Origin of the sequence: Streptomyces sp. NPDC046876 (assembly GCF_040645035.1) — a bacterium.
Classification (GTDB): Bacteria; Actinomycetota; Actinomycetes; order Streptomycetales; family Streptomycetaceae; genus Streptomyces.
This window is the reverse complement of the sequence record NZ_JBEYXK010000085.1, coordinates 1-23,168: the sequence shown is the minus strand read 5'-3', so window position 1 is coordinate 23,168 and position 23,168 is coordinate 1. Positions and strand designations below refer to the sequence as shown.

Genomic DNA, 23,168 nt, shown 5'->3' with positions numbered 1-23,168 from the left:
GCGGACCGGCCCCCGTGCGGACCGGCTCCGGGCCGGCCCGTGCCGGGCTGGGCGGGGGAGGGCCGTCAGGCCGTCAAGGCCGGCGGCAGGGGGGCCGCGTGGAGCGTGGTGAGACCCGAGACCGCTCGGGTGAGGCACACGTACAGGCGGCGCAGCCCGGTCCGTTCGTCCGGCTCGCCCGCGACGATGGCCGCCGGCTCGTCCAGGACCACGTAGTCGTACTCCAACCCCTTCGCCAGCGAAGCCGGCACCACCGTCAACCGCACCTCCGCCGTCGTCTCCTCACCCGGCGACAGCCACGCCAGCCCGGCCTCCCGCAGCGCCGCCTCCAGTTCCGGAACCCGCGCATCGGCCGCGATCAGCCCGATCGACCCCTCCCGCTCCAGCGAGGCCCGGCAGGCGTCCACCACCGCTGCACCGAGGTCGTCCACCTGCAGCACCTCCAGCGACCCGGCCGCCTCACGCACCGACGACACCGCCGCCAGCCCGGGCGCGATCTCCGGCAGCAGCCGCGACGCGTACGCGATCACCTCGCGCGGCACGCGGAAGCCCGCCGTCAGCTCCTCCACCGCCGCCTCCGGCTTGCCCAGGTGGGCCAGGGCCCGGGCCCAGTCGCCGGTGGCCCACGGGGTGGTGCCCTGCGCCAGGTCGCCCAGCACCGTCACCGAGCCGGTCGTGCACCGCCGCCCCACCGCCCGGTACTGCATCGGCGACAGGTCCTGCGCCTCGTCGAGCACCACGTGCCCGAGCGAGTGCGTCCGCTCGACCAGGTCCGCCGCCTCGTCGATCAGCACCAGGTCGGCCGCCGACCACTTCGCCGCCCGCACGCTCCGCCACGGCTTCGGCCACAGCAGCAGCTCCTGCTCCTGCGCCGTCAGCACCCCCTCCGCGTGCGCGGCCAGGAACTCCGCGTCCGACAGCAGCCGCAGCACCAGCTTCGCCGGGTCCACCGCCGGCCACATCGCCTTGACGGCCGCCTTCACGGCGGCGTTGCGCGCCACCGCGTCCTGGACCCGGTCGTCGGGCGCCTCGCCCGCCTGCTCCATCCGTACGAGCACGGTGTGCGCGATCCGCTGCGGCAGCGCCTCCCGCGCAGCCCCGTAGCGCATGTCCCGCGCCAGCAGCTCCGCCACGATCTCCTCGAGCTCGTACGCGGGCACCCGCCACCGGCGCGAGCCGCGTACGACCATCAGCGCCTCGGTCGGCGGCGTGACGTGCGAGCGCACCGCCCGCCGCAGCACCTCCGCCATCCGGGCGTCGCCCTTGACCACGGCGGTCGCGGCCGGATCGGTGCCGCGCACCTCCAGCCCGTCCCGCGAGACGAGGTCCTCGACGGTGGCCTGCTTGACCTCCAGCTCGCCCAGCGCCGGCAGCACCTGCTCGATGTAGTGCAGGAAGGAACGGTTCGGCCCGATCACGAGCGTGCCCGTACGGGCCAGCCGCTCGCGGTGCGCGTACAGCAGGTACGCGACCCGGTGCAGGCCGACCGCCGTCTTCCCGGTGCCGGGCCCGCCCTGCACGCACACCGAGCCCGACAGCCCCGAGCGGACGATCTCGTCCTGCTCGGGCTGGATCGTCGCCACGATGTCCCGCATGGGGCCGACGCGCGGCCGCTCGATCTCCTGCTGGAGCAGCTTGCTGACGGTGGCCGCCTCGCCGGGGTCGGAGAGGTGCTCGTCCTCGTACGCAGTCAACTGCCCGCCCGTGTACCCGAACCGGCGGCGCAGCGCCACGTCCTGCGGGTCGGCCTTCGACGCCCGGTAGAACGGCTGGGAGACCGGGGCGCGCCAGTCGATCACCATCGGGTCGCCCTCGGCGTCGTGGACGTGGCGGCGGCCGATGTAGAACTGCTCGCCCTCCCCGCCCTCGGCGAGCTCCGCGCCGGGCGCATGGAGGTAGTCGAGGCGGCCGAAGAACAGCGGGGTGTGCGCGAGGTCGGCGAGCGCCTTGATCCGGTCGTCGATCTGGGCCTGGAGGACGATCGCGTTGACCCAGTTCGCGGTGACGTCGCGGATGTCGAGGGCCTCGACGTCCGCGCGCATGGCGCGCAGCGCGGCACGGGAGGCGGCCAGGTGCGCCTGCTCGCGCGCCAGCGGGTTCCCGGCGGGGTCGGCGGGCAGGTCGGTGGCGGTAACGGGAACGGGCTCGGTGGCGGTGGCGGGAACGGGGGCGTGCGCGGGCACGGGAATGCCTCCAGCTGCTGGTCTGCGACGGGTCGGTGCGTGGGTGCGTGGCACGGTGCCCGCCGGTTTCCGACCGGCAGGCGCTCTCCCCGGATACGGCGGCGGGAGGCGGCAAGAGCGGAGATTGTAGTCACCGCCCCGCCCCGGCGCGACCGCATTTCCCCGCACCCCCGGCTCCGTCCTCCGGGGGACCCCGAGGGACCCGGCAGCGACCTCAGGGGTAGCCCTAAGGGTCGGCATGGGCCGTCAGGCGTACCCGGGGGCCGCTGCGGTTCCGCCCCGGGACCGATGCGGCGGGCGGGGCGGGAACGCACCATGGAGACATGAGCACCGCAACCTTCACCCCGGTCCACGGCGGCCGCCCGAGCGGCGCCACCGCCACCTCCGACTCCCCGCACCGCCACCTCGTCGGCAGCGCGCTGCGCGCCGCGAAGGTCTTCGCCGCGGCGATCGTGAGCGTCGCCGTCCTGGGCGAGTACGCCGAGTACGCCGAGGACGCGAACGTCGTACGGCGCTGATCCGACACCCCGCACCACGGCAGGCCGCCAGGCCCTGGCCGGATACCGGCGGCAACCCCTCGATGATCCACTAGGGTCACGCGCGTGACCCGCCGCCCCCGTCCCGCCTCCACCCCGTGGCCGCCGCCGGCCGCCGTGCTGGCCACGGGTGCACTGCTCACCCTCGGCGTCCTGTGCATCGCCGTACGGATCCCGCTCGCCGACGCCCTGGCCGAGTCCCTGACCGACGGCTTCGCGGCCGACTCCGCAGCCGGTCCGGCAGAGGGCTCCGCCTACCCTCCCTTCGCCGCGATCCTGTTCACCCCCGCCGTGTGGCTGCCGGCCGGCGTGCTCAAGGCCGTCTTCCTCCTCGGCAACGCCGCCCTGCTCGCCCTGCTGGTCGCGCTGTCCTGCCGGCTCGCGGGCCTGCGGGCCCGGCCCGCCCCCGTCGTGGCCGCCACCATCGCCGGGCTGTGGGCGGAGCCCCTGTTCCAGAGCCTGCTGCCGGGCCAGATCAACCTGGCGCTCGCCTGCCTGACCGTGTGGGACCTGGCCCGGCCGCGCGCCGCCCTCGGCAAGGGCTTCGCCCTGGGCACCGCCGCCGGAATCACCCTGGCCCCGGCGGTGCTCGTCCCGTACCTGCTGCTCACCGGCCGGGTCCGGGCCGGGCTCACCGCGCTGGCGGCCCTCGCCGGGACCGCCCTGCTGGGCCTGGTGGTCCTGCCGCAGGACTCCGCCGCGTTCTGGAGCCGGCTGCTGAGCGCGGGCCCGGACCGGCTGCTGCACTGGCCGCACCTGTGGGTGTGGTCGATCCCCCTCCTGGCGTACGCGACCCGCGCGGCAGCCCCCGTACGCAGGCGGCCCGGCGGTCAGTCCTCGTCGGCCGCGACCCCGTCCCCGCTGCCGGTCAGCAGCTCATCGGCGTCCATGATCCGGTAGGCGTACCCCTGCTCGGCCAGGAACCGCTGGCGGTGCGCCGCGAAGTCCTGGTCGATGGTGTCGCGCGCGACGACGGAGTAGAACCGGGCCTCGTGCCCGTCCGCCTTCGGCCGCAGCACCCGCCCCAGCCGCTGTGCCTCCTCCTGCCGCGACCCGAAGGTCCCGGACACCTGGATGGCAACGGTGGCCTCCGGCAGATCGATGGAAAAGTTCGCCACCTTCGACACGACGAGCACGTTGATCTCCCCCTCCCTGAACGCGTCGAAGAGCTTCTCGCGCTGCGCGTTGGAGGTCTCGCCCTTGATGACCGGTGCGTCGAGGTGCGCGCCGAGCTCGTCGAGCTGGTCGATGTACTGCCCGATGACGAGGGTCTGCTCGCCGCGGTGCTTCGCCACCAGCGCCTCGGTGACCTTCCGCTTGGTCGCGGTGGTCGCACAGAACCGGTACTTCTCCTCGGTCTCGGCGGTGGCGTACGCGAGCCGCTCGCTCTCGGTGAGGTTGACCCGTACCTCGACGCAGTCGGCCGGGGCGATGTAGCCCTGCGCCTCGATCTCCTTCCACGGCGCGTCGAACCGCTTCGGGCCGATCAGCGAGAACACGTCCGACTCCCGCCCGTCCTCGCGCACCAGCGTGGCCGTCAGCCCGAGCCGCCGCCGGGCCTGCAGATCCGCGGTGAACTTGAACACCGGCGCCGGCAGCAGGTGCACCTCGTCGTAGAGGATCAGCCCCCAGTCCCGGGAGTCGAACAGCTCCAGGTGCGGATACACACCCTTCCGCTTGGTGGTCAGCACCTGGTACGTCGCGATGGTGACGGGCCGGATCTCCTTCCGGGTCCCGCTGTACTCGCCGATCTCGTCCTCGGTCAGCGAGGTCCGCCGCACGAGCTCGTGCTTCCACTGCCGCGCCGACACCGTGTTCGTCACCAGGATCAGCGTGGTCGCCTTCGCCATGGCCATCGCCCCGGCCCCGACCAGCGTCTTCCCCGCCCCACACGGCAGCACGACGACCCCGGACCCGCCGTGCCAGAACCCCTCGACGGCCTGCCGCTGGTACGGGCGCAGCGCCCAGCCGTCCTCCTCCAGCTCGATGGCGTGGGCCTCCCCGTCGACGTACCCGGCGAGGTCCTCGGCCGGCCAGCCGAGCTTGAGCAGGGTCTGCTTGATCTGGCCGCGCTCGGAGGGGTGCACGACCACGGTGTCGGGATCGACGCGGGCCCCGACGAGGGGGGTGATCCGCTTGGACCGCAGGATCTCCTCGAGCACCGGCCGGTCGGTGGTGGTCAGCACCAGCCCGTGCGTGGGGTGCTTCGACAACGTCAGACGGCCGTAGCGCGCCATGGTCTCGGCGACGTCGACGAGCAGCGCGTGCGGGACGGGATAGCGGGAGTACTCCACGAGCGCGTCGACGACCTGCTCGGCGTCATGCCCGGCAGCCCGCGCGTTCCACAGCCCGAGCGGCGTGATCCGGTAGGTGTGGATGTGCTCGGGAGCCCGCTCGAGCTCGGCGAACGGCGCAATGGCCCGCCGCGCGGCCCCGGCCAGCTCGTGATCGACCTCGAGAAGGAGGGTTTTGTCGCTCTGGACGATGAGAGGCCCGTTCACAAAGTCCCTTTCCGCGTCGGGGGTGGCAGTCCGGCCGGGAACGACCGGATGACCAAACCTCCAGTCTGCCGCATCTCCCACCCCCGGCGCCCCCAAGACGACCACGGACCGCCCGCCGCCGACCAACGATCACCACGTAGCGATCGCGGGCGCCGCGCGCCAGCCCGCCGGGCCCGAAGCGGGGCCGCACGAGAGCGGGCCCCTGGGCAGGGGCCGCTCCTCCCTGATGCCGGACGGTGTGGCGCCTCCCCCCGTCCGGGCGGCCCTACCGCACAACGGGCCCACGGCCCGCCTCGTCCACGACGACCGCAGACGCAGCCGGCACCAGGCTGTTGGCCGCCGGCGCACCCGGATCGTCCTCGTGATCACGTCGGCCCATACAGCTCGCCTCCCGCATGCCCCGTATCCGAGACCTCCCGCCCCCGGTCCCACAGTTCCTCCGCATGCGCGGAGAACCGGTCGCACATGCCGCCGTCGCCCTGGCGGCGCAGATGCAGCAGCGGGGAGTCGTGGCCGATGCCCCGGGCCAGGTGAGGCGTGACGAGCAGGTCGCGGTCGAACCGGAAGACGCTGAGCCCCACGTGGTTCATGGCGTCGGAGGCCGCGCTGAAGCGCACTTCGAGCCCCTCCAGCGGCCCCAGCCGGGCCAGGTGCTCCAGGGTGATCCCGATCCGCGTGGAAACGGTGAGCGCAGCAGCCTCGACCTCCTCGCGCCGCCGGGTGACGTCCCCGTTCGGATCCCCGACAAGAAAGCGCACCCGGCACCCGCTCTCGGCCTTCCTGCGGACGAGGCCGGCGAAGTCGGGCACCTGGGTCCAGAAGAAGTAGTTGGTGTACCCGCCGAGGAACATGTCCCGAGCCGCGCCGTCCGCCAGCCGCGCCCACACGGTGGACGGACAAGCGGACCGGTAGGGATAGGAGCTGACCAGCTCGCGATCGCTGCCCACCTTGACGCGCGCGGTGACTGCCTCGGGCCAGATCATCTCTTCGTCCACTCCCAACAACCGGCACGTGTCGTGCCGGTTTCGCGCGTGCGGCGTGAGTGCCCCATCGGCGATCCAGCGTTCCACGCTCTTCACGGTGACGCCCACCCGGGCCGCCAGCTGCCTGGGGGTCACCTTCGCCTCCGCCATAGCGTCCCGCAAGGCCGTGTTCAAGGGTTCCCCCAGCGACGTTTGGGCTTTATCGCAGCGTACTTCCAGACGTCTCAACTGTCCGGGCAAAGAACCGGATACGTCCGCAATGGGGAGCAAGCATGGCGTCGTCAGCAGACCGGCCTCAAGGGAAGGCGAGCCAAGGTGGACAACGCGACGGATGCACGCCAGTGGGAGTACACCACCTTCGCACCGAAGGGTGAGCACTGCCCGGAGTGCCGACGTCCTATCGACTCCCTGGAGTCCGTCCGCAGGGGGACGCTCCAGCGACCACCGGGCCCACCCGTCGTCGTCTACCGCCACTCCGCGTGTCCGGCGGAGTCGGAATGACCCCTAGGGCCGTACTCCGCTACATCCGATACGTCATGCACCGACACCCCTCGGCGGAAACGACGGCGACGGCGCGCTGTCTGCACCCGGACTGCAACTGGACAGCCACCCCAACGGGAAGCGCCGACGTGTGCACCGACATGTGCATCGAGCACACCGGCCGAACCGGACACACCACCTTCGTCCGGGAGTTCTCGGAAGTGGCAGTCGTGGAGCGGCTGCTGCCGTGAAAAGCGGTGGCGGGGTCCGGCAGGGCGGGTCGTAGGGTTCCGGCATGACTGGTGAAGTGGCGTTCGTGCCGGAGGAGTTCGCAGTGCCGCTGGAGCTCCTCGGCAATGGGTTCCGGCTGGAGCCGTTGGGGGAGCAGCACAACGAGCGGGACCTCGCCGCCTGGAGCGGGAGCATTGCGCATGTGCGGGCCACTCCGGGGTTCCAGGGGCGGGACTGGCCGCCGCTCGAGGGGATGTCGGCCGAGGCCAATCGCGCCGATCTCGCGCGGCATGCGCGCGACTTCGCCGCCCGGACCGGGTTCACGTACAGCGTCCTGGAGGGGGACGACGTGATCGGGTGTCTGTACATCTACCCGGCCAAGGACGGCTCGGGGCAGGTGCACGTCAGCTCCTGGGTGCGCGCGGACCGGGCCGAGCTGGACGCGGTCGTCCACCGCACCGTGTCGCGGTGGCTCGTCGACGCGTGGCCCTTCGAGGCCGGGAGGGTCGTCTACGCCTCCCGGTGAGCCGAAAGGGGCCCGGCACCGCGCAGGTGCCGGGCCCCTTCCCAGGGTCTTACGGGTGTCAGCCGCGGGCCGCGGCCTTGCGGCGGCGGGCGCCGAGCCAGACGAAGGCACCGCCGGCGGCGACGAGGGCCGCGGCCAGGGCCGAGTACAGGCCGGTGTTGGAGTCGGCGCCGGTGGTGGCGAGGGAGCCCGAGGTGGTGCCGGTGCCCGTGCTCGTGCCCGTACCCGTGCCGGTCGAGGCGCTGGCCGACGCGCTCGGCGACGGGGAGGCGGACGTGCTCGCGGACGCCGACGGCGACGGCGACGGCGAGGCCGTCGTCACCGGACCGAACTGGAAGCCGGCCTTGGCCTCCACGAACGGGATCTTGTTGCCCTCGGCCAGGCCGACGAAGGCGTCCAGGGTGACGGTGGTGTCCTTCTTCAGCGTCGCCTTCGGGCCGACCTTCGCACGCAGGTGCACGGTGCGCTCGCCGGAGGCCTTGCCGTAGCCCGACTCGATGTCGGCCAGCGGGAACTTGCCCTCCGCGTTGAGCTTGAGGTCCTTCCACACGCCGGCCTCCTGGACCTGGAGCTGGAGGTCCGGGTCCCCGGCGCCGCCTTCGAGCGACGCCTTCAGGGAGGTGGCCAGCGCGGTGTTGAACACGCCGTCGCCGGTGGCGCGGTAGCGCAGGTCCATCTCCCGGCACTGGCGCTCGTCGACGCCCTGGCACGGGTTGACCTTGTCGAACCAGGTCTCCAGGTTGCCGGGCTTGACCGTCGGGTCCGTCTTGAAGGTCAGGGAGGCCGCGCCGTCGGCCGCGAGCTCGCCCTTGAAGCTGGAGGCCCGCAGCGTGAAGTCGCCGAGGTTGGTCGGGTAGCTCTTGGCGAGGCCGACGGTGACCTTCCAGGTGAACGTGCCGCCCGCCGGGACCTCGAAGCCCACGGTCGTGTCCTTGCCGGCCGGGGTGAACACGCCCTGCCAGTCGCCGTCCTGCTGCTGGATGGCGGAGTCGGTCGCCGGGGTGCCGGTGCCGTCCGCCGGGGCGACCTTGAAGATCATGTCGTTCGCCTGGAGCCGGGTGCTGCTTCCCCAGTCGCCGTTGATCCACGGGTGGAAGGAGTGCACCTTGTCCGTGGGGTTGGTGACCTTCAGCTCGAAGGTCTCCGTCGCGCCACCGCGGGTCAGCGGGCCGCTCGGCGCCGGGGCGCCCAGCGTGACCTTCAGCGCGTGCAGGTTCTCCGCGGCCGGTGCGGCGTACGCCGACAGCGGCATCAGGACGGTACCGGCAACGGCGGCGACGACGGCGGTGGCGGCAGCGGTGCGCAGCGGGCGGCGGGTAGCGGCGGCGGTGCGAGCGGACATGGTGGACTCCCCCCAAGGAATCAGGACGGGCAGGCGGACCGCAGCGCGGCAGCCGGCAGCAGGTGAGGCGGCGAAGTGGTCGAGCAGAGTGGTCAGGCGAAGAGGTCGAGCGAAGAAGGCAGGCGACTCGGCCGTGGCAGAGCGCCGGGCCGGTGCGTGGGTCGTGCGGGGTGTCGCTCTCGGGCCGGTTGTCGTTCTCCCCTCGGCCGCTGCTGCGATGCACTGATCTTCACATATGGCGAAGGGGCACGTCATCCCCCGTGTGTCACCACTGTGCAACAGGCATCCATACCCCCTTGCGCGCCCTCTCCCGCACTCCGTCCATGGCCTCTGAGCTGCGACGACAGGGAGGAGGGAGTCCGTTTCCGGCCTACGCTCCGAGGTGCCCCAGCGACCCCGCCCCGTACGGCGTCTCGACCGGCAGCAGGCCCCGCGCCGCGGCCTCGTCGCCGGCCCGGACCAGGGCGTGGATCTCCCGGGCCAGCGGGGTGACGTCGCGGATGGAGACCGTCCACTCGTCGGCGTACGCCCGCGAGGCCGGCCCGGACAGGCCCAGCTGGAGCGAGCGGTACGGCAGCGGGTTCAGGTGCAGGTCGCGCTCCGGGTCCCACTGGACGCGGGCCGGGGAGTCCCGCAGGGTCTGCTGCCAGGCCTCACGGTCGGCGTGGGTGCCGGGCTCGTAGTGGGACAGGCAGGCGTGGCGCAGGGCGTGGTCGAAGCCCTCGCGGGTGATCTCGACGGCCAGGACGGTCTCCTGGTCGGCCTTGGTCGCCCAGCCGCAGCGGTACATCATCCACAGGAACGACGGCTTGATCCAGGTCATCCGCTCCCGCTTCCAGGCGGCCGGGAACCGCCCGTCGCGTGCGGCGGGCAGCCCGAGGTGGGGCCCGTACGCCTGGTAGACGGTGACGGTGGTGGCGGTGTGGGAGGCGCGGATCTGCCGGTTCGGGACCTCGAGTGCTGTTTCGGACATGGGGTCAGGGTGCTGTGCGCACCGACGCGTTGGCCAGCGATTTCACACCTGGTCCTCCGCCAGCTCCGCCACCCCCGTGATCCGGTGCAGTGCGTACGTGCGCACCTCGTCCGCGGTGTGGTCGTACCCCGTGACGAAGCCGCCTTCCACCCGCACCGGGGCGATGACCCGTTGGCTCGCCGCCCCGTCGGCGTTGACGTAGCCGATCCACACCGCCGATCCGGTCAGCGCGGCCGCCTGCACCGTGGCGAGGGTCTCCGCGGCGCTGGTGCGCGGGAGTTCGCCGGGCGCCGGTGCGGGCGCGCCGGAGTCGGCCGCGCGCGCCGGCTCCTTCCGTACGGCGGTGGCCGCCACGTCCCCCGCCCGGATGGCCCGTACGGCGGCCCCGAGCAGGGTCTCGTCCGGCACCGGCGGCCCCTCCGGCACGGGTACGGGCTTCGCGCGCGCCGGGGTGCGGTGGGCGTCGGCCCGCGCCACGAGCACGTCGCCGGTCGCGGACTCGGCGGCCGGGGCGTAGCCCATCGCCCGCAACCCGTCCAGCAGGGCGCCCGGTTCGGCCTGCGCGGCCAGCACGGTCGGGGCGAGGCGCCGCAGCCCGAGCCCGGCGGACCGCTTGTCGGCCAGGATCTCGTTCAGCATGCCGTCGTCGTCGCAGCGCACGTACGAGGACGCGGCGCCGACCCGCAGGTGCCCGTGGCGCCGGGCGACGTCGTCGATCAGGTACGCCAGCGGCTGCGGGACCGGGGTGATGCTGTGCTCGGCGAGGAAGGCGTGCAGGTCGGAGGCGGTGCGCCCGGCGTCCAGGGCCCGGCGTACGGAGCCGGGCGTGAAGCGGTAGACGGTCGCCCCGCCCTTGGACTCCACCTCGGCGAGGACCGCCAGCACGTCCCCGAGCGGCCGGCGCAGCGGGCCGGGCGCCACGGCCGTCAGGTCGGCCTGGAGCAGCACGTGGTCGACGGGCTCGGGCAGCAGCGGGGCCAGCAGCGGCGCCGGATCGCGGTGCTCCAGCAAGGCGCGGCCGGGCCCGGAGAGCGCGCCGCGGCCGGTGACGCCGAGGAGTTCGGCCTCGGTCAGCGTCCACCGGGCGAGGCGGGCGCGCAGCTCGCTCGTGCCGCGTACGGGCCGCTCCCAGGCGAGCCGGTCGAGGAGGGCCTGCGGGTCGGGGGCGGCGCCTTCGGGGAGAGCGGCGAGCAGTTCGAGGATGCGGCGGCGCACGTCGGGGGCGGGGGAGCGGTCGAGGTCGGGGCCGAGGGCGGCGAGGGTGCGGCCCTTGGCGTCCTGCTCGCCGACCATGCCGGGGGTGCGGGTGGCGGGCAGCCAGGCGGTGGCGAGGGCCGCCCAGCGTTCGGCGGGCGGGAGTTCGACCCAGTCGTCGAAGGCGGGGGTGGGGGCGTACCGCTCGTCGACCTCGCCGTCGCTGGCCAGCAGGCCGGCCGCGTAGCCGAGTTCGATCCAGAACGCGGCGGTCGGCTCGTCGGTGTCCAGGGCGGCCGCGGTGCGCTTCAGGTCGCGTACGGACAGGCCGCCCGCGCGCAGCACCGGCGGGCCGGCGTGCTCCCAGGACTTCACCAGCTCCTCGACGGTGGCCAGCGCGGCCAGCGCCTGCCCGGCCGCGTTGGCGTCCACAAGCTGTGGACGGTGCTCGCGGTGTGCCGTCACCTGCGGGGCGACGGGCTCCGGGGTGCGGTGCGCGAGCCCGCCGCGCAGGTGCAGCGCCACCTCGCGGGGCAGGACCACGGTCCGCGCCGTCGACGGCAGCAGCAGGCCGCGGTCGCGCAGCCAGCGCACCGGCGGGGCCGGGTTCGGGGTCACCTCCCCGTACGGCGGCCCCCACACGAGCCGGCCCAGCACCTGGTGGGCCTCCGCCGGGGCCTGGTCCAGCAGGGCCGACATCCGCCGCCGGTCGGTGAACAGGCCGGTCAGGGCCGTCACCGCGGACACCGGGTCGTGGGTGGCGGGCAGCCCGGCCGCCGCCACGATCTCCTGGATCCGGGTCGGCGACATGCCGGCGGTGGCCTCGGCGACGGTCGGGCCGAGGCCGGTGGGGGAGGGGCGGGAGGCGGAGGGGGCGAGGAGCTCGCGGGCGGTGCGGACCAGGCGCAGCCGGTCGTCGTCTCCCCAGACCAGGGCCTGGTCGCGGAGGGTGGCCAGGGCGCGGGGGAGTTCGGCGCGGGTGCCGTTGTCGCTGCCGCTGTCGGTGTCCTCGCCGGCCATGAGCGACTCCAGCACCGGGTACGGGCACGGGTCCGGGGCCACCGCGAGGGCCTCGGCGGTCTGCAGGGCGAACCGGTCCAGGCGGTCCAGGGCGCGGACCACCGAGGCGCGGGTGCCGGCGCGGGTGGCCAGCTGCGTCACGTCGCCCGGGACCGGGCTGAGCAGGTCCGGGCGGGCGTGCAGCAGCGCGGCGAGGGCGGCGTCGTCGCGGGCGCGGAGCGCCTCGGCGAGGGAGCGCGGGGCAGTACCGGGGGCGCCGGCGCTGTCGCCGCTGCGGTTGCCGCTCCCTGCGCTGCTCCTGCTGCTGCTCGGTTCTGGCACGTTCGCCTCCTGGTCGTGGTCGCGTCGGCCGGTCCCCATCCGGCCAACGGTATCCGCTGCGCCCTCGGCGACTCCACGGGCGCACGCGCTACCTTTCCGGAGGGTGGCCGCGGGGCGGTACGGGAGGAGCCGGGCATGGGGATCGAGAGCGACCGTCTGGTGTACGCGTACCTGAGCCGGGTCGGCGACCTGGCTCAGCAGCGGCAGGTGCCGTCCGGGGACCGGATGCGGCTGGTGGCGGGGCTGCGGGACGAGATCGACCGGAGGCGGTCGCGGTACGAGCCGGAGTCGCCTGCGGCGGTGCGGCAGATCCTGGAGCGGATGGGCACGCCGGAGGAGGTCCTGGCCGGGCTGGACCCGTCCGCCGCCGAGCCGGGCCCGAGCCCGGACCCGACCCCGGGCGCGCCCGCGTCCGTACCCGTCCAGCGGAGCCGGGACCCGAAGCCGGCGTCTGCGTCTGCGTCGGCGTCGGCGCCGGAGCCGGACTGGTGGCGGGTCACCCCGGGCCGGGGGCCGTTCGGGTCCCCCGAAATCCCCCAGGTGGAGGGCTTCGTGGGCGGGATCGAGATCCCGGAGCTGTTCGACCTCCCGGCGGACGGAACGGAGGAACAGGCGAAAGCCCCGGCCGATACCGCCCCCAAGCAGACCCTCGTACGCCATCTGCGCCAACGCTGGCGGGCGAAGCGGACGCCGGCGGCGGCGCCGCCGGCTACGGCGTCGGAGCCGCCGGGCCCCGCCGCGGGTCCCCGCCCGAAGCCGCACGGCTTCCTGCTCCTGGCCGGGGCCGTCCTCGTGGTCGGTGCCTTGACCGGGTACTGGCTGCTGCTGATCGGCGGCTGGCTGCTGGCGTACGCGTCGCGGGTGCTCGGGCCGACCGAGCGGAAGGTGGTGGTGTTCGGGCTGCCGGGGGCGGTGTTCGCCGGCGCCGTGGTGTGGCTGTGGGGGCGGCTGGACGGGCGGTGGGGTGCGCCGCTGACGGACGACGGGCTGGGCGGCGTCTTCCAGGGCATGTGGCCCTGGCTGGCCCGCGCCGCCGCCCTCGCCTCGGCGGCATACCTGACCTGGCGCTCCCGCCGCCGCTGACCTCCCGCCGCCGCTGCCGCTGCCGCTGCCGCTGCCGCTGCTCGCTGCTCGCTGCTCGCTGCTCGCTGCTCGCTGCTCGCTGCTCGCTGCTCGCTGCCGCTGCGCGGAGCCGTTCCCCTCCCCGCCCCTTCCCGAAACTGTGACCTGCGGCCCCAGCCCCCGCTGCGGGGCTGCGCCCCTACACCCCGCGCCTCAAACGCCGGCGGGCTGGGATGGCCCCGCCGGGAGCCGAAGGACCCGGGCGCTCCGCGCCCCGCGCCTCAGACGCCGGCGGGCTGGGATGGCCCCGGCGGGAGCCGAAGGACCCGGGTGGTCCGCGCCCCGTGCCTCAGACGCCGGCCGGCTGGGATGGGTCCGGCGGGAGCCGAAGGACCCGGGCGCTCCGCGCCCGGTGCGCTCAAACGCCGCGCGGGCTGGATTGTGCCGCTGCGGGTGGGTTGCGCCGCTGCAGGTGGATTGTGCCGCTGCGCGGCAATTCCGGCGCCCCTGGCACCATCCAGTCCCGCCGGACCATCCAGCGCCGCCGGCACCATCCAGCCCCGCTCGGCGGGAAATCCAGCCTCGCCGGCGTTTGAGGCGCGGGGTCCGGGGCGGAGCCCCGAGTCTTTGAGCCGCGCCGGCGATTGAGGCGGGCGGGGGCCGGGGCCGCAGGTCGCGGTTCGGGAAGGGGCGGGGCGGGGAGACGGTCCCGGGCGGGCGCCGCGCAGCGGGTCGGCAGAATGGGGGGCATGACCTCCGCCAGCGCCCCGCCCGGCCTCACCGTCGGCTTCGACCTCGACATGACCCTCATCGACTCCCGCCCCGGCATCAAGGCCGCCTACCAGGCGCTCTCGGCGGAGACGGGCACGTTCATCGACGCCGACCAGGCGGTCACGCGCCTCGGCCCGCCGCTGGACGAGGAGCTCGCGTACTGGTTCCCGGAGGCGGAGATCCCGGCCATGGCCGACCGCTACCGGGAGATCTACCCCACGCACGCCATCGCACCGACGCCCGCGATGCCCGGCGCCCGCGAGGCGATCGAGGCCGTCCGGGCGCTCGGCGGCCGGGCGATCGTCGTCACCGCCAAGCACGAGCCGAACGCCCGCCTCCACCTGGAGCACCTCGGCATCCGCCCGGACGCCGTCATCGGCTGGCTGTGGGCCGAGGCCAAGGCGGAGGCGCTGCGCGAGTACGGCGCGCAGGTCTACGTCGGCGACCACGTCGGCGACGTCCGCGGGGCCCGTACCGCCGGCGCGCTGTCGGTGGCGGTCCCCACGGGCCCGTGCCCGGAGCCCCAGTTGCGGGAGGCGGGCGCGGACGTGGTGCTGCCGGACCTCACCGCCCTGCCGGAGTGGCTCGGCGCGTACGTCCGCCGGCAGGAGGTGTAGCGGCGTGGCGGCATGGCGGTGTAGCGGCCTAATCCTGCTGCGCCGCCTGCGATGCGCGGGCGGCGCGCCGCCCGGCCGCCGCCGAGCGCAGCACCCCGGCCGCCGAGATGGCGAACCCGACGCCCATCAGCATGCACACGGCCCACGCGTACGACGGGAACGGGTCGGTGTGCAGGAACAGCGGGGCCATCGTCGCCAGCGTGGCCACCGCCCCGAGGATGAAGACGATGCCGCCGGCCCGCACCAGGCCGTCGCCGGGCCGTGCTTCGTCGGGGTGAGGAGTAACAGTCACCCCACCAGGGTAGTTCCCTGGCCGGAGCAGCCGACAGCGCGGAGCCGGCGAGGGACCGGCAAGGGCCGGCGAAGGACCGGGGAACGTCTTGTCACCTGCTCATCGCCCACTAGCCTGGACACGGCGGGTCACCCATGGCCCGCTGCGCTGTTATCCGGAGCCGCCGAGGCGGCCACCCGGACCCGACGAGCACAAGGACAGAGGACGGACGTGCCCACCGGCAAGGTCAAGTGGTTCAACAGCGAGAAGGGCTTCGGCTTTCTCTCCCGCGACGACGGCGGCGACGTCTTCGTCCACTCGTCGGTACTCCCGGCCGGGGTCGACGCGCTCAAGCCCGGCCAGCGCGTCGAGTTCGGCGTGGTCGCGGGGCAGCGCGGCGACCAGGCGCTTTCGGTGACGGTGCTCGACCCGGCGCCGTCCGTGGCGGCGGCGCAGCGCCGCAAGCCCGACGAGCTGGCGTCGATCGTGCAGGACCTGACCACCCTGCTCGAGAACATCACCCCGATGCTCGAGCGCGGCCGCTACCCCGACAAGGCGCACGGCACGAAGATCGCCGGCCTGCTGCGCGCGGTCGCGGACCAACTGGACGTCTGAGCCCGCCAGGTGCGCAAAGACGGTGCCCCGCCGCTCGTGAGAGCGGCGGGGCACCGTCGTTCGCGGGTACCCCGCGCCGGGAACTGCGGGAACTACGGGAATGCCAGCGCGTCCGGGGCGATGGCCGGAACCAGCCCCTCTGCCGCGGCCCGCGTCAGCAGCCCGCGCACCGCCGCGTAGCCGTCGTCGCCGAGGTCGGCGGTGAACTCGTTCACGTACAGCCCGATGTGCTGGTCGGCGACCGCCGGGTCCAGTTCCTGCGCGTGCGCGCGGACGTACGGGCGGGAGGCCTCCGGGTCGTCCCACGCCATCAGGACCGACGTCCGGGCCGACTCGGCGAGCGCCCGCAGCGTCCGCTCGCCCAGCGACCGCTTGGCGATGATCGCGCCGAGCGGGATCGGCAGGCCCGTCGTGGTCTCCCAGTGCTCGCCCATGTCGGCCAGGCGGTGCAGCCCGTAGTCCTGATAGGTGAACCGGGCCTCGTGGATGACCAGTCCGGCGTCCACCCGGCCGTCCCGCACCGCCGGCATGATCTCGTGGAACGGCAGCACGACCACCTTGCCGACCCCGTCGGGCAGTACGTCCGCCGCCCACAGCCGGAACAGCAGGTACGCGGTGGAGCGCTCGCTCGGCACCGCCACCGTGCGCCCCGCCAGGTCCAGGCCCGGCTCCCGGGCCAGCACCAGCGGCCCGCAGCCCCGGCCCAGCGCCCCGCCGCACGGCAGCAGCGCGTACTCCTCCAGCACCCACGGCAGGACGGCGTAGGACACCTTCAGCACGTCCAGCTCGCCGCGCTCGGCCATGCCGTTGGTGAGGTCGATGTCGGCGAAGGTGACGTCGAGGGCGGGCGCGCCGGGCACCCGGCCGTGGGCCCACGCGTCGAAGACGAAGGTGTCGTTCGGACAGGGCGAATAGGCGATGCGCAGCGCGCCCCCGGTGTCAGGAGTCATGCCGGTGGTCATGCCGGTGCTCATGTTGCTCTCCCCAATGGACGAGTACGGGCCCCAGCGCGCGGAATCCCGCGGTGAGGGCGGCCAGCGCGTCCCCGATCCGCCAGGCGGCCCGGTCCCGCGGCCCGACGGCATTGGACACGGCGCGGATCTCCAGCACGGGCAGCCCGTGCGCGGCGGCCGCCTCCGCGACCCCGAAGCCCTCCATGGCCTCGGCCCCGGCCGCGGGGTGCCGGGCGGCGAGCACGTCCGCGCGGGCGGCGGTGCCGGTGACGGTGGAGACGGTCAGTACGGGCGCCAGCAGCGCCCCCGTGGCCTCGGCCGCGCGGGCGGCGAGCTCGGGCGGGGGCAGGTGCACGTTGCGGCCGAAGCCGAGCTCCTGAACGGCCAGGAAGCCGTCCGGGGTCTCGGCCCCGAGGTCGGCGGCGACGATGGCGTCGGCGACGACGAGGGAGCCGGGCGGGGCGGCGGGCGCGAAGCCCCCGCCGATGCCGGCGGACACGACGAGCGCGTAGCGCGCGGACCCGTCGGACCCGGCGGTCAGCGCGAGGGCGGTGGCCGTGGCGGCCGCCGCGGCGGCCGGGCCGACCCCGCCGACGAGCACGTCGGCGGCGAGACCGGGCAGATCCCGGCGCAGGACCGGATACCCCCCGGGAAGGGCGCGCGGCTCCGGCGTGGCGGGGTCCGGATGAGGGGTCAGACCCGCGGCGACGGAGTCGGCCTCCGCCGCCACCGCGGTCACGATGAGCGCGCGCACCGTCGGGTACGGGCTACTTGAGCTTGACGTTGAAGGCCCAGACGGCGAGCGGCTTGCCGTCCGCACCGACCTGGACGATGTTCAGCTTCTTCGAGGACGGGGCCTCGCCCTGGCCGCCGGTGGCGAAGATGTCGGCGCCGGGGAAGCTGCGGTAGGTGTTCGCGGAGGGCTCGGTGATCGGCTGGCCGTCCAGGACCGCCTGCCAGCGCTTGCCGCCCTCGACGACGTCGGGCTCGACGCCCAGGCGGAGGGTGTCGCCGCGGCCGTAGTCGATGGTCTTGGCGTTCTTGATGTCGGTGAGGCACTCCTGGACCTTGTCCATGGAGAGCTCCTGCTCGTCCGAGCAGGCGGCCTCGGCGGACACGGACGAGCTGCCGACCGTCACGGTCGCCAGCGGCGTCGGCTTGTCGCAGGCCGAGAGGAGGAGGAGGCCGGCGGACACGGCTCCGAGGGCCGCGACGCTGCGGCGGCCCTTACCCGAGATAAGCGGTGCGGTCATGAGCCGAAGGCTATCGGGCCCGCCGCCCCTACCGCTGCCCGGGGCCCCGCCGACCTGCGGCGCGCCGCCGCCGCCCCTGCCGATCCCGCTGCGCGGTGCCGTTTCCCCACCCCGCCCCTTCCCGAAACGCCTCAACCGCCGGCGGGGCTCAAAGATCGGGGCTCCGCCCCGGACCCCGCGCCTCAAACGCCGGCGGGGCTGGATCTTCGCCGGGCGGCGCTGGATGGTGCCGGTGGGCTGGAATTGCCGCGCAGCGGCACATTTCAGCCCGCGCGGCGTTTGAGCGCACCGGGCGCGGAGCGCCCGGGTCTTTCAGCCCCGCCGGCGTTTGAGGCGCGGGGTCTGGGGCGGAGCCCCAGTTTCGGGAAGGGGCGGGGAGGGGAGGGGACGGGCTCCGCGCAGCGGCGGGTCGGCCGGGCCCGGCCGCGGGGGCCGGTTAGGCCGCCCGGCCGCGGGGGCCGGTTAGGCCGCCCGGCCGCGGGGGCCGGTTAGGCCACTCGGGCGCGGGTGGTGCCGCGGTGGTGCGGCGTGGAGAGGAGGCCGCGCAGGGCCATCGTGGTGCCCGCGGCCACGATCGCCGCGGCCACGGCCATGCCCAGGACCCCGTTCAGCGGCAGCGCGATGCCGATCGCCCCGCCCAGCACCCACGCCACCTGCAGCAGCGTCTCCGACCGGGCGAAGGCCGAGGTGCGCACGGCCTCCGGAACGTCCCGCTGGATCATCGCGTCCAGCGACAGCTTCGCCAGCGCCTGGCAGAACCCCGCGGTGGCCGTCAGCACGGCCATGAACAGCCCGCTGAAGAACGCGGCGGCGAGGATCGCCACCCCCAGCGTCACCGCGAGCACCGCCGCGATGATGCCTTCGGGGGCCCGGGCCCGCAGCCACGCGCCCACGGCCGTCCCGCCCGCGTTCCCGACGCCCGCCGCGACGCCCACGATGCCCAGCGACACCGCCGCGCTCTGCCCGGCCAGCGGGTGCTCGCGCAGCAGGAACGCCAGGAAGAAGATCAGGAACCCGGACAGCGCCCGCATCGCCGCATTGGCCAGCAGCCCGCACAGCACGGGCCGGCTGACGGTGCGCAGCCCCGGCTTCTTGGAGTGCGGCTCGTGCGTGGACAGCCGGGCCCGCCGCTCGCCCTTGGCCTCGTCCACCTTGGGCGGCAGCGTGAAGGCCGCGACCGTACCCCCCAGGAAGATCGCGCAGGCCCCGTACAGCGGCCACTCGGGCCCGATGGCGTGCAGCCCGGCCGCGACGGGCGCCGCGGCCGCGGTCGCCAGCAGACCGGCCAGCGTCACCCGGGAGTTGGCCTTGACGAGGGAGAAGTTCGGCGGGAGCAGCCGCGGCACCACCGCGCTGCGCACCACCCCGTAGGCCTTGGACGCCACCAGCACGCCCAGCGCCGCCGGGTACAGCTCGATCCCCCCGGTGGCCACCGCGCCCGACATCGTCACCGCGAGCACCGCCCGTGTCAGCATCGCGCCCGCCATCGCGGCCCGCCGCCCGTGCGGCAGCCGGTCCAGCAGCGGCCCGATCACGGGGGCCAGCACCGTGAAGGGGGCCATCGTGATGGCCAGGTACAGCGCGACCCGCCCGCGCGCCTCGTCCGTCGGCACCGAGAAGAACACCGTCGACGCCAGCGCCACGGTGATCATCACATCGCCGGCGCCGTTCACCGCGTGCAGCTCGATCAGCTTGCCCAGCCCGGACTCGCCGGCTCCGTGCGCGTGCGTGGCCCGCCGGATCCCGCGCGCCGCCCCCGTCACCGGGAGGCGCAGGGCACGCCCGACGGCCCGGCCGGCCCGCCTGGCCGGTCCCGAGCCGTCACGCGACGACCGTGCGGGTGTCACACTCGACATAGTGCCCCACGGACCCGCCGCGGTCCCGTCCCGGCGCGCTCCCGGGGCGCTGCAGATGGCGTGCGGAGGGCCCTGTGCAGGCCCTGCACGGGCCGTGCACAGAGCGTGCACAAGGCCCTCCGCACCGGGACCGGATCGCGGTCGGGTCACGGACGCGTCGCAGCCTTGTCCGCGAATCGGACCTTGCATGTGGGCCAGCGGCGTCGAAGGAGGTAGCGTGCGTAGCGCGCCACCGGCGGTTGCTCTTGGCCGCGCGCCTCTTCGCGATCCCGCAGAATGGATTGCAGGTGGGTGTGCCCGAGGCCGATCGGGCGCGGACGTCGACGCGGCCCTCAGGTCCGCTCCGCTCGCGCCACGTACGGACAGGACCGACGGGTCGTTGTGAACGACAGTACGGACGGCGCACTCGTGAGACGGCGTAGGAGAGAACGAGACCAGTGAGTGCTGCGACCACGCGAAGCCGTACCCCCGACCGCCTGTGCGCCGAGGCGGTGGACCTCGCCCGCGAGGCCGCCGAGGAAGCCGCCGCGCCCGGAGTGGTGGGCGAGCACGTCTCGGCGATCGCGGAGGGCGACCGCGTCGTCACGCACTTCTTCGAGTGCAAGGACCCCGCCTACCGCGGCTGGCGGTGGGCCGTCACCGTGACCCGCGCCTCCCGCGCGAAGAACGTCACCCTCGACGAAACGGTGCTCCTGCCCGGCTCCGACGCCCTCCTGGCACCCGAGTGGGTGCCGTGGAGCGAGCGCCTGCGTCCCGGCGACCTCGGCCCCGGCGACCTGCTGCCCACCGACGCCGAGGACCTGCGCCTGGAGCCCGGCTACTCCGGCGAGGACGCCCCGCCGCCGAACTCCGTCGTCTCCGCCGAGATGGCCGAGCTGGTCGAGGCCGAGGACGCCGACGTCACCGACCGCACCGTGGTCCCCGCCCGCGGCTCCATCGCCGACGTCGCCGAGGAACTCGGCATGCGGCGCGCCCGCGTGCTGTCCCGCTACGGGCTGCACACCGCCGCCGACCGCTGGGACGAGGCCTTCGGCGCGAAGACCCCGATGGCGCAGGCGGCGCCCGCCTCCTGCGTCTCCTGCGGCTTCCTGGTGAAGATCGGGGGCTCGCTCGGCCAGGCCTTCGGCGTCTGCGCCAACGAGTTCGGCCCCGCCGACGGCCATCTGGTCTCCCTCTCGTACGGCTGCGGCGGCCACTCCGAGGCCGCGGTCATGCCGAAGCCGCTGCGGCCGGCGCCGCCGGTCCTCGACTCGATGGCGGCGGACGAGTTCCCGCTGCGGCCCGCAGCCGACACCGGCTCCGTGCCGACGGCGGACCTGCCGGCCGCGGACCTCGGGCACTCCTAGGCCGTCTCTTCCGGATCTTTCCTGACCCGCGCCGCCCGGCGGCGTACCCTCGGCGCATGGGGGACGCCGGGCAGGACATGGTGGGACTGGACGGGCGCGTCACCGGAACGGTCGGGCCCGGCCTCGTCGGCGAGGTCATCGTCCGCATCCGGGGCGGCGCCGAGCACTTCCTCGCGTACCCGGCGCCCGGGACGGGACGGCTGCCCGTGGGGACGGTGGTGACGGTGGTCGAGCACCAGCCGCCGCGCACGGTGTACGTGATGGCCGCGTACGGCGACTGAGCGACGCGCGCGGGGCGGCGCCCGCACCGGCGCCGGCGCGACGCGTCCGTCCGTCCGTATCAAGATGGCGACAAGCGGCTCCACAGGACTACTGAACGGGCCCCGCCGCGCGCACACTCGCCTTCCGTCAGTGCCGAACGGCACTGCGCTAAGGGGGCGTTGCCGATGGCTGTCGGCGTCGTTGCGGGAGTCGTTCTCGCTGCAATCCTTGTCCTGGTCGGCCTCTTCAAGCTCATGTGGCGAGTGGCCGAACCCAACGAAGCACTGGTCATCTCCGGTTCGGCGCACAAGACCGAAGGTCTCGGCGACGGCATGGGGTTCCGGATCGTCACCGGCCGCGGGACGCTGGTGATTCCGGGCGTGCAGGCCGTGCGCAAACTGTCCCTGGACCTCAACGAGACGCAGCTCGTGGTCGATTGCGTCACCCACCAGGGCATCCCGCTGCGGGTGAAGGGCGTCGTCATCTTCAAGATCGGCGACGACATGGTGTCCATCGCGAACGCCGCCCGCCGGTTCCTGGACCAGCAGAAGATGATGCCCGAGCGGGTGCACATCGTCTTCGCCGGCCACCTGCGGTCCATCGTCGGCGGTCTGACGGTCGAGGACATGATCCGCGACCGCGAGAAGCTCATCGGGCAGACCCGGGCGGCCTGCGGTACGGAGATGGAGAAGCTCGGCCTGATCGTCGACTCCCTCCAGATCCACGAGATCGAGGACCCGACCGGCTACATCAAGAACCTGGCCATGCCGCACGCCGCGGCCGTGCAGCGGGACGCGCGCATCGCGCAGGCCGAGGCGAACCGGCTGGCGACGGAGGCGGAGCAGACGGCGTTCGCGCGGATGGCGGAGGCCACGCGGGACAGCGAGATCCTCCAGGCCGGCTACCAGGCCGAACGGGACCGGGCCGCGGCCGCCGCCCGGCAGGCGGGGCCGCTGTCGGAGGCGGCGGCCCGGCAGGAGGTCGTCGTCCAGGAGACGAGGGTCGCCGAGCTGGAGTCGCTGCGGCGCGAGCAGCAGCTCCAGGCCGACGTCCGCAAGCCGGCGGACGCGGCGGCGTACGAGATCCGCACCCGGGCCGAGGCGGAACGCGACGCGCAGATCTCCGCCGCCCAGGCGCGGGCGCGGGAGACCGAGCTCGAGGCGGCCGCGGAGGCGGCGGCCCTGGAGGCGCGGGGTGTGGCCGAGGCGAAGGCGATCCGCGCCACGGGCGAGGCGGAGGCGGCCGCCGCCGAGGCCAAGGGTCTGGCGGAGGCGGCGTCCGCGCGGGCGCGGGGGCTCGCGGAGGCCGAGGCCATCCAGGCGCGGGCCGCCGCGCTGGCGGAGAACCAGGAGGCGGTGGTCGCGCAGCAGCTGGCCGAGAACTGGCCGGCCATCGTCCAGGCCGGGGCCGGAGCCTTCGGGAACGTGGACCAGATGATCCTGCTGAACGGGGCCGAGGGCATGTCGGACCTCTTCACGAAGGCCCTGACCATGGGCGGCACGGGCCTGGGCCTGGCCCGCCGCCTCCTGACCACCATGTCGGAGCCCCCGTCCCCCGACCCCCAGCCAGTCCCGGTGACGGACGCCTAACCACCTCCCCCGCCCCGGGGCTCCGCCCCAACCCCCGCGCCTCAATCGCCGGCGGGGCTGGATTTGCCGGGCCTCGGCTTCGAGGGCGTGCGGCGAGCGGGGTTTGCCGGCCCGGGCTTCGAAGGCGTGGGGCGAGGGGGGTGCCGGCCTGCGGCTGCGAGGGCGCGGCGGCGGTGGGCTGCTGGGGCTCCGCCCCAGACCCCGCGCCTCAAACGCCGGCGAGGCTGGAATTGCCGCGCAGCGGCACAATCCAGCCCGCGCGGCGTTTGAGCGCACCGGGGTCC

The 23,168-nt window shown here is 74.5% G+C and carries 20 protein-coding genes and 1 pseudogene; 9 read left to right on the top strand and 12 right to left on the bottom strand.

All coding sequences use genetic code 11. The annotated features are described in order from the left end of the window. Positions 1-65: 65 nt before the first annotated feature. Entirely contained in the window at positions 66-2,042 is a 1,977-nt protein-coding gene (locus ABZ924_RS30290; RefSeq protein WP_361916705.1) for an AAA family ATPase, read from the bottom strand. 464 nt (positions 2,043-2,506) lie between these two features. On the opposite strand from ABZ924_RS30290, the gene ABZ924_RS30285 reads away from it, so the two are divergent. Both ABZ924_RS30285 and ABZ924_RS30280 read left to right on the top strand, forming a co-directional pair. Continuing rightward, positions 2,507-2,701, top strand: coding sequence for a hypothetical protein (locus ABZ924_RS30285; protein WP_361916681.1), 195 nt, complete (start codon positions 2,507-2,509; stop codon positions 2,699-2,701). An 84-nt stretch (positions 2,702-2,785) separates the two neighbouring features. Then, positions 2,786-3,619: a glycosyltransferase 87 family protein gene (locus ABZ924_RS30280; protein WP_361916678.1), complete on the top strand. Its 834-nt coding sequence runs from the start codon at positions 2,786-2,788 to the stop codon at positions 3,617-3,619. Here the strand turns inward: ABZ924_RS30280 and ABZ924_RS30275 are convergent. The 3 genes and pseudogenes from ABZ924_RS30275 to ABZ924_RS30265 form a co-directional block, all read right to left on the bottom strand. Further along, the gene (locus tag ABZ924_RS30275) at positions 3,550-5,220 is read right to left on the bottom strand and encodes a DNA repair helicase XPB (RefSeq protein WP_361916676.1); all 1,671 of its coding nucleotides are present in this window, start codon (positions 5,218-5,220) and stop codon (positions 3,550-3,552) included. The genes ABZ924_RS30280 and ABZ924_RS30275 overlap by 70 nt on opposite strands. 283 nt (positions 5,221-5,503) lie before the next feature. After that, positions 5,504-5,599, bottom strand: a pseudogene (locus tag ABZ924_RS30270) (NUDIX hydrolase); the annotation flags it as partial. Then, entirely contained in the window at positions 5,586-6,290 is a 705-nt protein-coding gene (locus tag ABZ924_RS30265; protein ID WP_361916673.1) for an XRE family transcriptional regulator, read from the bottom strand. The pseudogene ABZ924_RS30270 and the gene ABZ924_RS30265, both read right to left, overlap by 14 nt. A gap of 688 nt (positions 6,291-6,978) precedes the next feature. On the opposite strand from ABZ924_RS30265, the gene ABZ924_RS30260 reads away from it, so the two are divergent. Then, positions 6,979-7,440 carry an N-acetyltransferase gene (locus ABZ924_RS30260; RefSeq protein WP_361916670.1) on the top strand — a complete coding sequence of 154 codons (462 nt, stop codon included), beginning with the start codon at positions 6,979-6,981 and terminating at the stop codon, positions 7,438-7,440. 58 nt (positions 7,441-7,498) lie between these two features. On the opposite strand, the gene ABZ924_RS30255 is transcribed toward ABZ924_RS30260, so the two are convergent. The 3 genes from ABZ924_RS30255 to ABZ924_RS30245 all read right to left on the bottom strand — a co-directional run bounded on the left by ABZ924_RS30255 (position 7,499) and on the right by ABZ924_RS30245 (position 12,329). Then, positions 7,499-8,782 carry a hypothetical protein gene (locus ABZ924_RS30255; protein ID WP_361916667.1) on the bottom strand — a complete coding sequence of 428 codons (1,284 nt, stop codon included), beginning with the start codon at positions 8,780-8,782 and terminating at the stop codon, positions 7,499-7,501. 370 nt (positions 8,783-9,152) lie between these two features. Further along, positions 9,153-9,755, bottom strand: coding sequence for a DUF4291 domain-containing protein (locus ABZ924_RS30250; protein WP_361916664.1), 603 nt, complete (start codon positions 9,753-9,755; stop codon positions 9,153-9,155). Positions 9,756-9,797: 42 nt separating this feature from the next. Next, on the bottom strand, positions 9,798-12,329 hold the full coding sequence (locus tag ABZ924_RS30245) for a helicase C-terminal domain-containing protein (protein WP_361916661.1): 2,532 nt from the start codon (positions 12,327-12,329) through the stop codon (positions 9,798-9,800). Positions 12,330-12,425: 96 nt separating this feature from the next. Between ABZ924_RS30245 and ABZ924_RS30240 the strand changes: the two genes are divergently transcribed. Next, a complete protein-coding gene (locus ABZ924_RS30240) occupies positions 12,426-13,373 on the top strand; it encodes a hypothetical protein (RefSeq protein ID WP_361916658.1) in 948 nt (315 codons plus the stop codon). A gap of 728 nt (positions 13,374-14,101) precedes the next feature. After that, positions 14,102-14,740, top strand: a complete 639-nt coding sequence (locus ABZ924_RS30235) for an HAD family hydrolase (RefSeq protein ID WP_361916655.1) — start codon at positions 14,102-14,104, stop codon at positions 14,738-14,740. Between the two features lie 28 nt (positions 14,741-14,768). On the opposite strand, the gene ABZ924_RS30230 is transcribed toward ABZ924_RS30235, so the two are convergent. Further along, positions 14,769-15,032 carry a hypothetical protein gene (locus tag ABZ924_RS30230; RefSeq protein ID WP_361916652.1) on the bottom strand — a complete coding sequence of 88 codons (264 nt, stop codon included), beginning with the start codon at positions 15,030-15,032 and terminating at the stop codon, positions 14,769-14,771. Between the two features lie 210 nt (positions 15,033-15,242). On the opposite strand from ABZ924_RS30230, the gene ABZ924_RS30225 reads away from it, so the two are divergent. Then, on the top strand, positions 15,243-15,626 hold the full coding sequence (locus ABZ924_RS30225) for a cold-shock protein (protein ID WP_037924790.1): 384 nt from the start codon (positions 15,243-15,245) through the stop codon (positions 15,624-15,626). Between the two features lie 92 nt (positions 15,627-15,718). Here the strand turns inward: ABZ924_RS30225 and ABZ924_RS30220 are convergent, their stop codons facing one another. The 4 genes from ABZ924_RS30220 to ABZ924_RS30205 all read right to left on the bottom strand — a co-directional run bounded on the left by ABZ924_RS30220 (position 15,719) and on the right by ABZ924_RS30205 (position 19,679). Then, on the bottom strand, positions 15,719-16,600 hold the full coding sequence (locus ABZ924_RS30220; protein ID WP_361916649.1) for a 1,4-dihydroxy-6-naphthoate synthase: 882 nt from the start codon (positions 16,598-16,600) through the stop codon (positions 15,719-15,721). Then, the gene (locus ABZ924_RS30215; RefSeq protein WP_361916647.1) at positions 16,566-17,333 is read right to left on the bottom strand and encodes a futalosine hydrolase; all 768 of its coding nucleotides are present in this window, start codon (positions 17,331-17,333) and stop codon (positions 16,566-16,568) included. Before ABZ924_RS30215 ends, ABZ924_RS30220 begins: the two co-directional genes overlap by 35 nt. A 13-nt stretch (positions 17,334-17,346) precedes the next feature. Further along, positions 17,347-17,832, bottom strand: coding sequence for a DUF2771 domain-containing protein (locus ABZ924_RS30210; protein WP_361916644.1), 486 nt, complete (start codon positions 17,830-17,832; stop codon positions 17,347-17,349). A 488-nt stretch (positions 17,833-18,320) separates the two neighbouring features. After that, on the bottom strand, positions 18,321-19,679 hold the full coding sequence (locus tag ABZ924_RS30205) for an MFS transporter (protein ID WP_361916641.1): 1,359 nt from the start codon (positions 19,677-19,679) through the stop codon (positions 18,321-18,323). A 446-nt stretch (positions 19,680-20,125) separates the two neighbouring features. Between ABZ924_RS30205 and ABZ924_RS30200 the strand changes: the two genes are divergently transcribed. From ABZ924_RS30200 to ABZ924_RS30190, 3 genes are all read left to right on the top strand, one after another. After that, positions 20,126-21,034: a DUF3027 domain-containing protein gene (locus ABZ924_RS30200; protein ID WP_361916638.1), complete on the top strand. Its 909-nt coding sequence runs from the start codon at positions 20,126-20,128 to the stop codon at positions 21,032-21,034. A 56-nt stretch (positions 21,035-21,090) separates the two neighbouring features. Continuing rightward, on the top strand, positions 21,091-21,315 hold the full coding sequence (locus ABZ924_RS30195; protein ID WP_361916636.1) for a hypothetical protein: 225 nt from the start codon (positions 21,091-21,093) through the stop codon (positions 21,313-21,315). 159 nt (positions 21,316-21,474) lie between these two features. After that, on the top strand, positions 21,475-22,884 hold the full coding sequence (locus ABZ924_RS30190) for an SPFH domain-containing protein (protein WP_361916633.1): 1,410 nt from the start codon (positions 21,475-21,477) through the stop codon (positions 22,882-22,884). Positions 22,885-23,168 lie beyond the last annotated feature (284 nt).

Excerpts from the sequence above, each read along its gene's own strand:
- ABZ924_RS30255 (WP_361916667.1), bottom strand. The coding sequence starts at position 8,782 with ATGTCCGCTCGCACCGCCGCCGCTACCCGCCGCCCGCTGCGCACCGCT.
- ABZ924_RS30290 (WP_361916705.1), bottom strand. The coding sequence starts at position 2,042 with ATGCGCGCGGACGTCGAGGCCCTCGACATCCGCGACGTCACCGCGAAC.
- ABZ924_RS30245 (WP_361916661.1), bottom strand. The coding sequence starts at position 12,329 with ATGGGGACCGGCCGACGCGACCACGACCAGGAGGCGAACGTGCCAGAA.
- ABZ924_RS30285 (WP_361916681.1), top strand. The coding sequence starts at position 2,507 with ATGAGCACCGCAACCTTCACCCCGGTCCACGGCGGCCGCCCGAGCGGC.
- ABZ924_RS30220 (WP_361916649.1), bottom strand. The coding sequence starts at position 16,600 with ATGAGCACCGGCATGACCACCGGCATGACTCCTGACACCGGGGGCGCG.
- ABZ924_RS30210 (WP_361916644.1), bottom strand. The coding sequence starts at position 17,832 with ATGACCGCACCGCTTATCTCGGGTAAGGGCCGCCGCAGCGTCGCGGCC.
- ABZ924_RS30195 (WP_361916636.1), top strand. The coding sequence starts at position 21,091 with ATGGGGGACGCCGGGCAGGACATGGTGGGACTGGACGGGCGCGTCACC.
- ABZ924_RS30260 (WP_361916670.1), top strand. The coding sequence starts at position 6,979 with ATGACTGGTGAAGTGGCGTTCGTGCCGGAGGAGTTCGCAGTGCCGCTG.
- ABZ924_RS30240 (WP_361916658.1), top strand. The coding sequence starts at position 12,426 with ATGGGGATCGAGAGCGACCGTCTGGTGTACGCGTACCTGAGCCGGGTC.
- ABZ924_RS30250 (WP_361916664.1), bottom strand. The coding sequence starts at position 9,755 with ATGTCCGAAACAGCACTCGAGGTCCCGAACCGGCAGATCCGCGCCTCC.
- ABZ924_RS30235 (WP_361916655.1), top strand. The coding sequence starts at position 14,102 with ATGACCTCCGCCAGCGCCCCGCCCGGCCTCACCGTCGGCTTCGACCTC.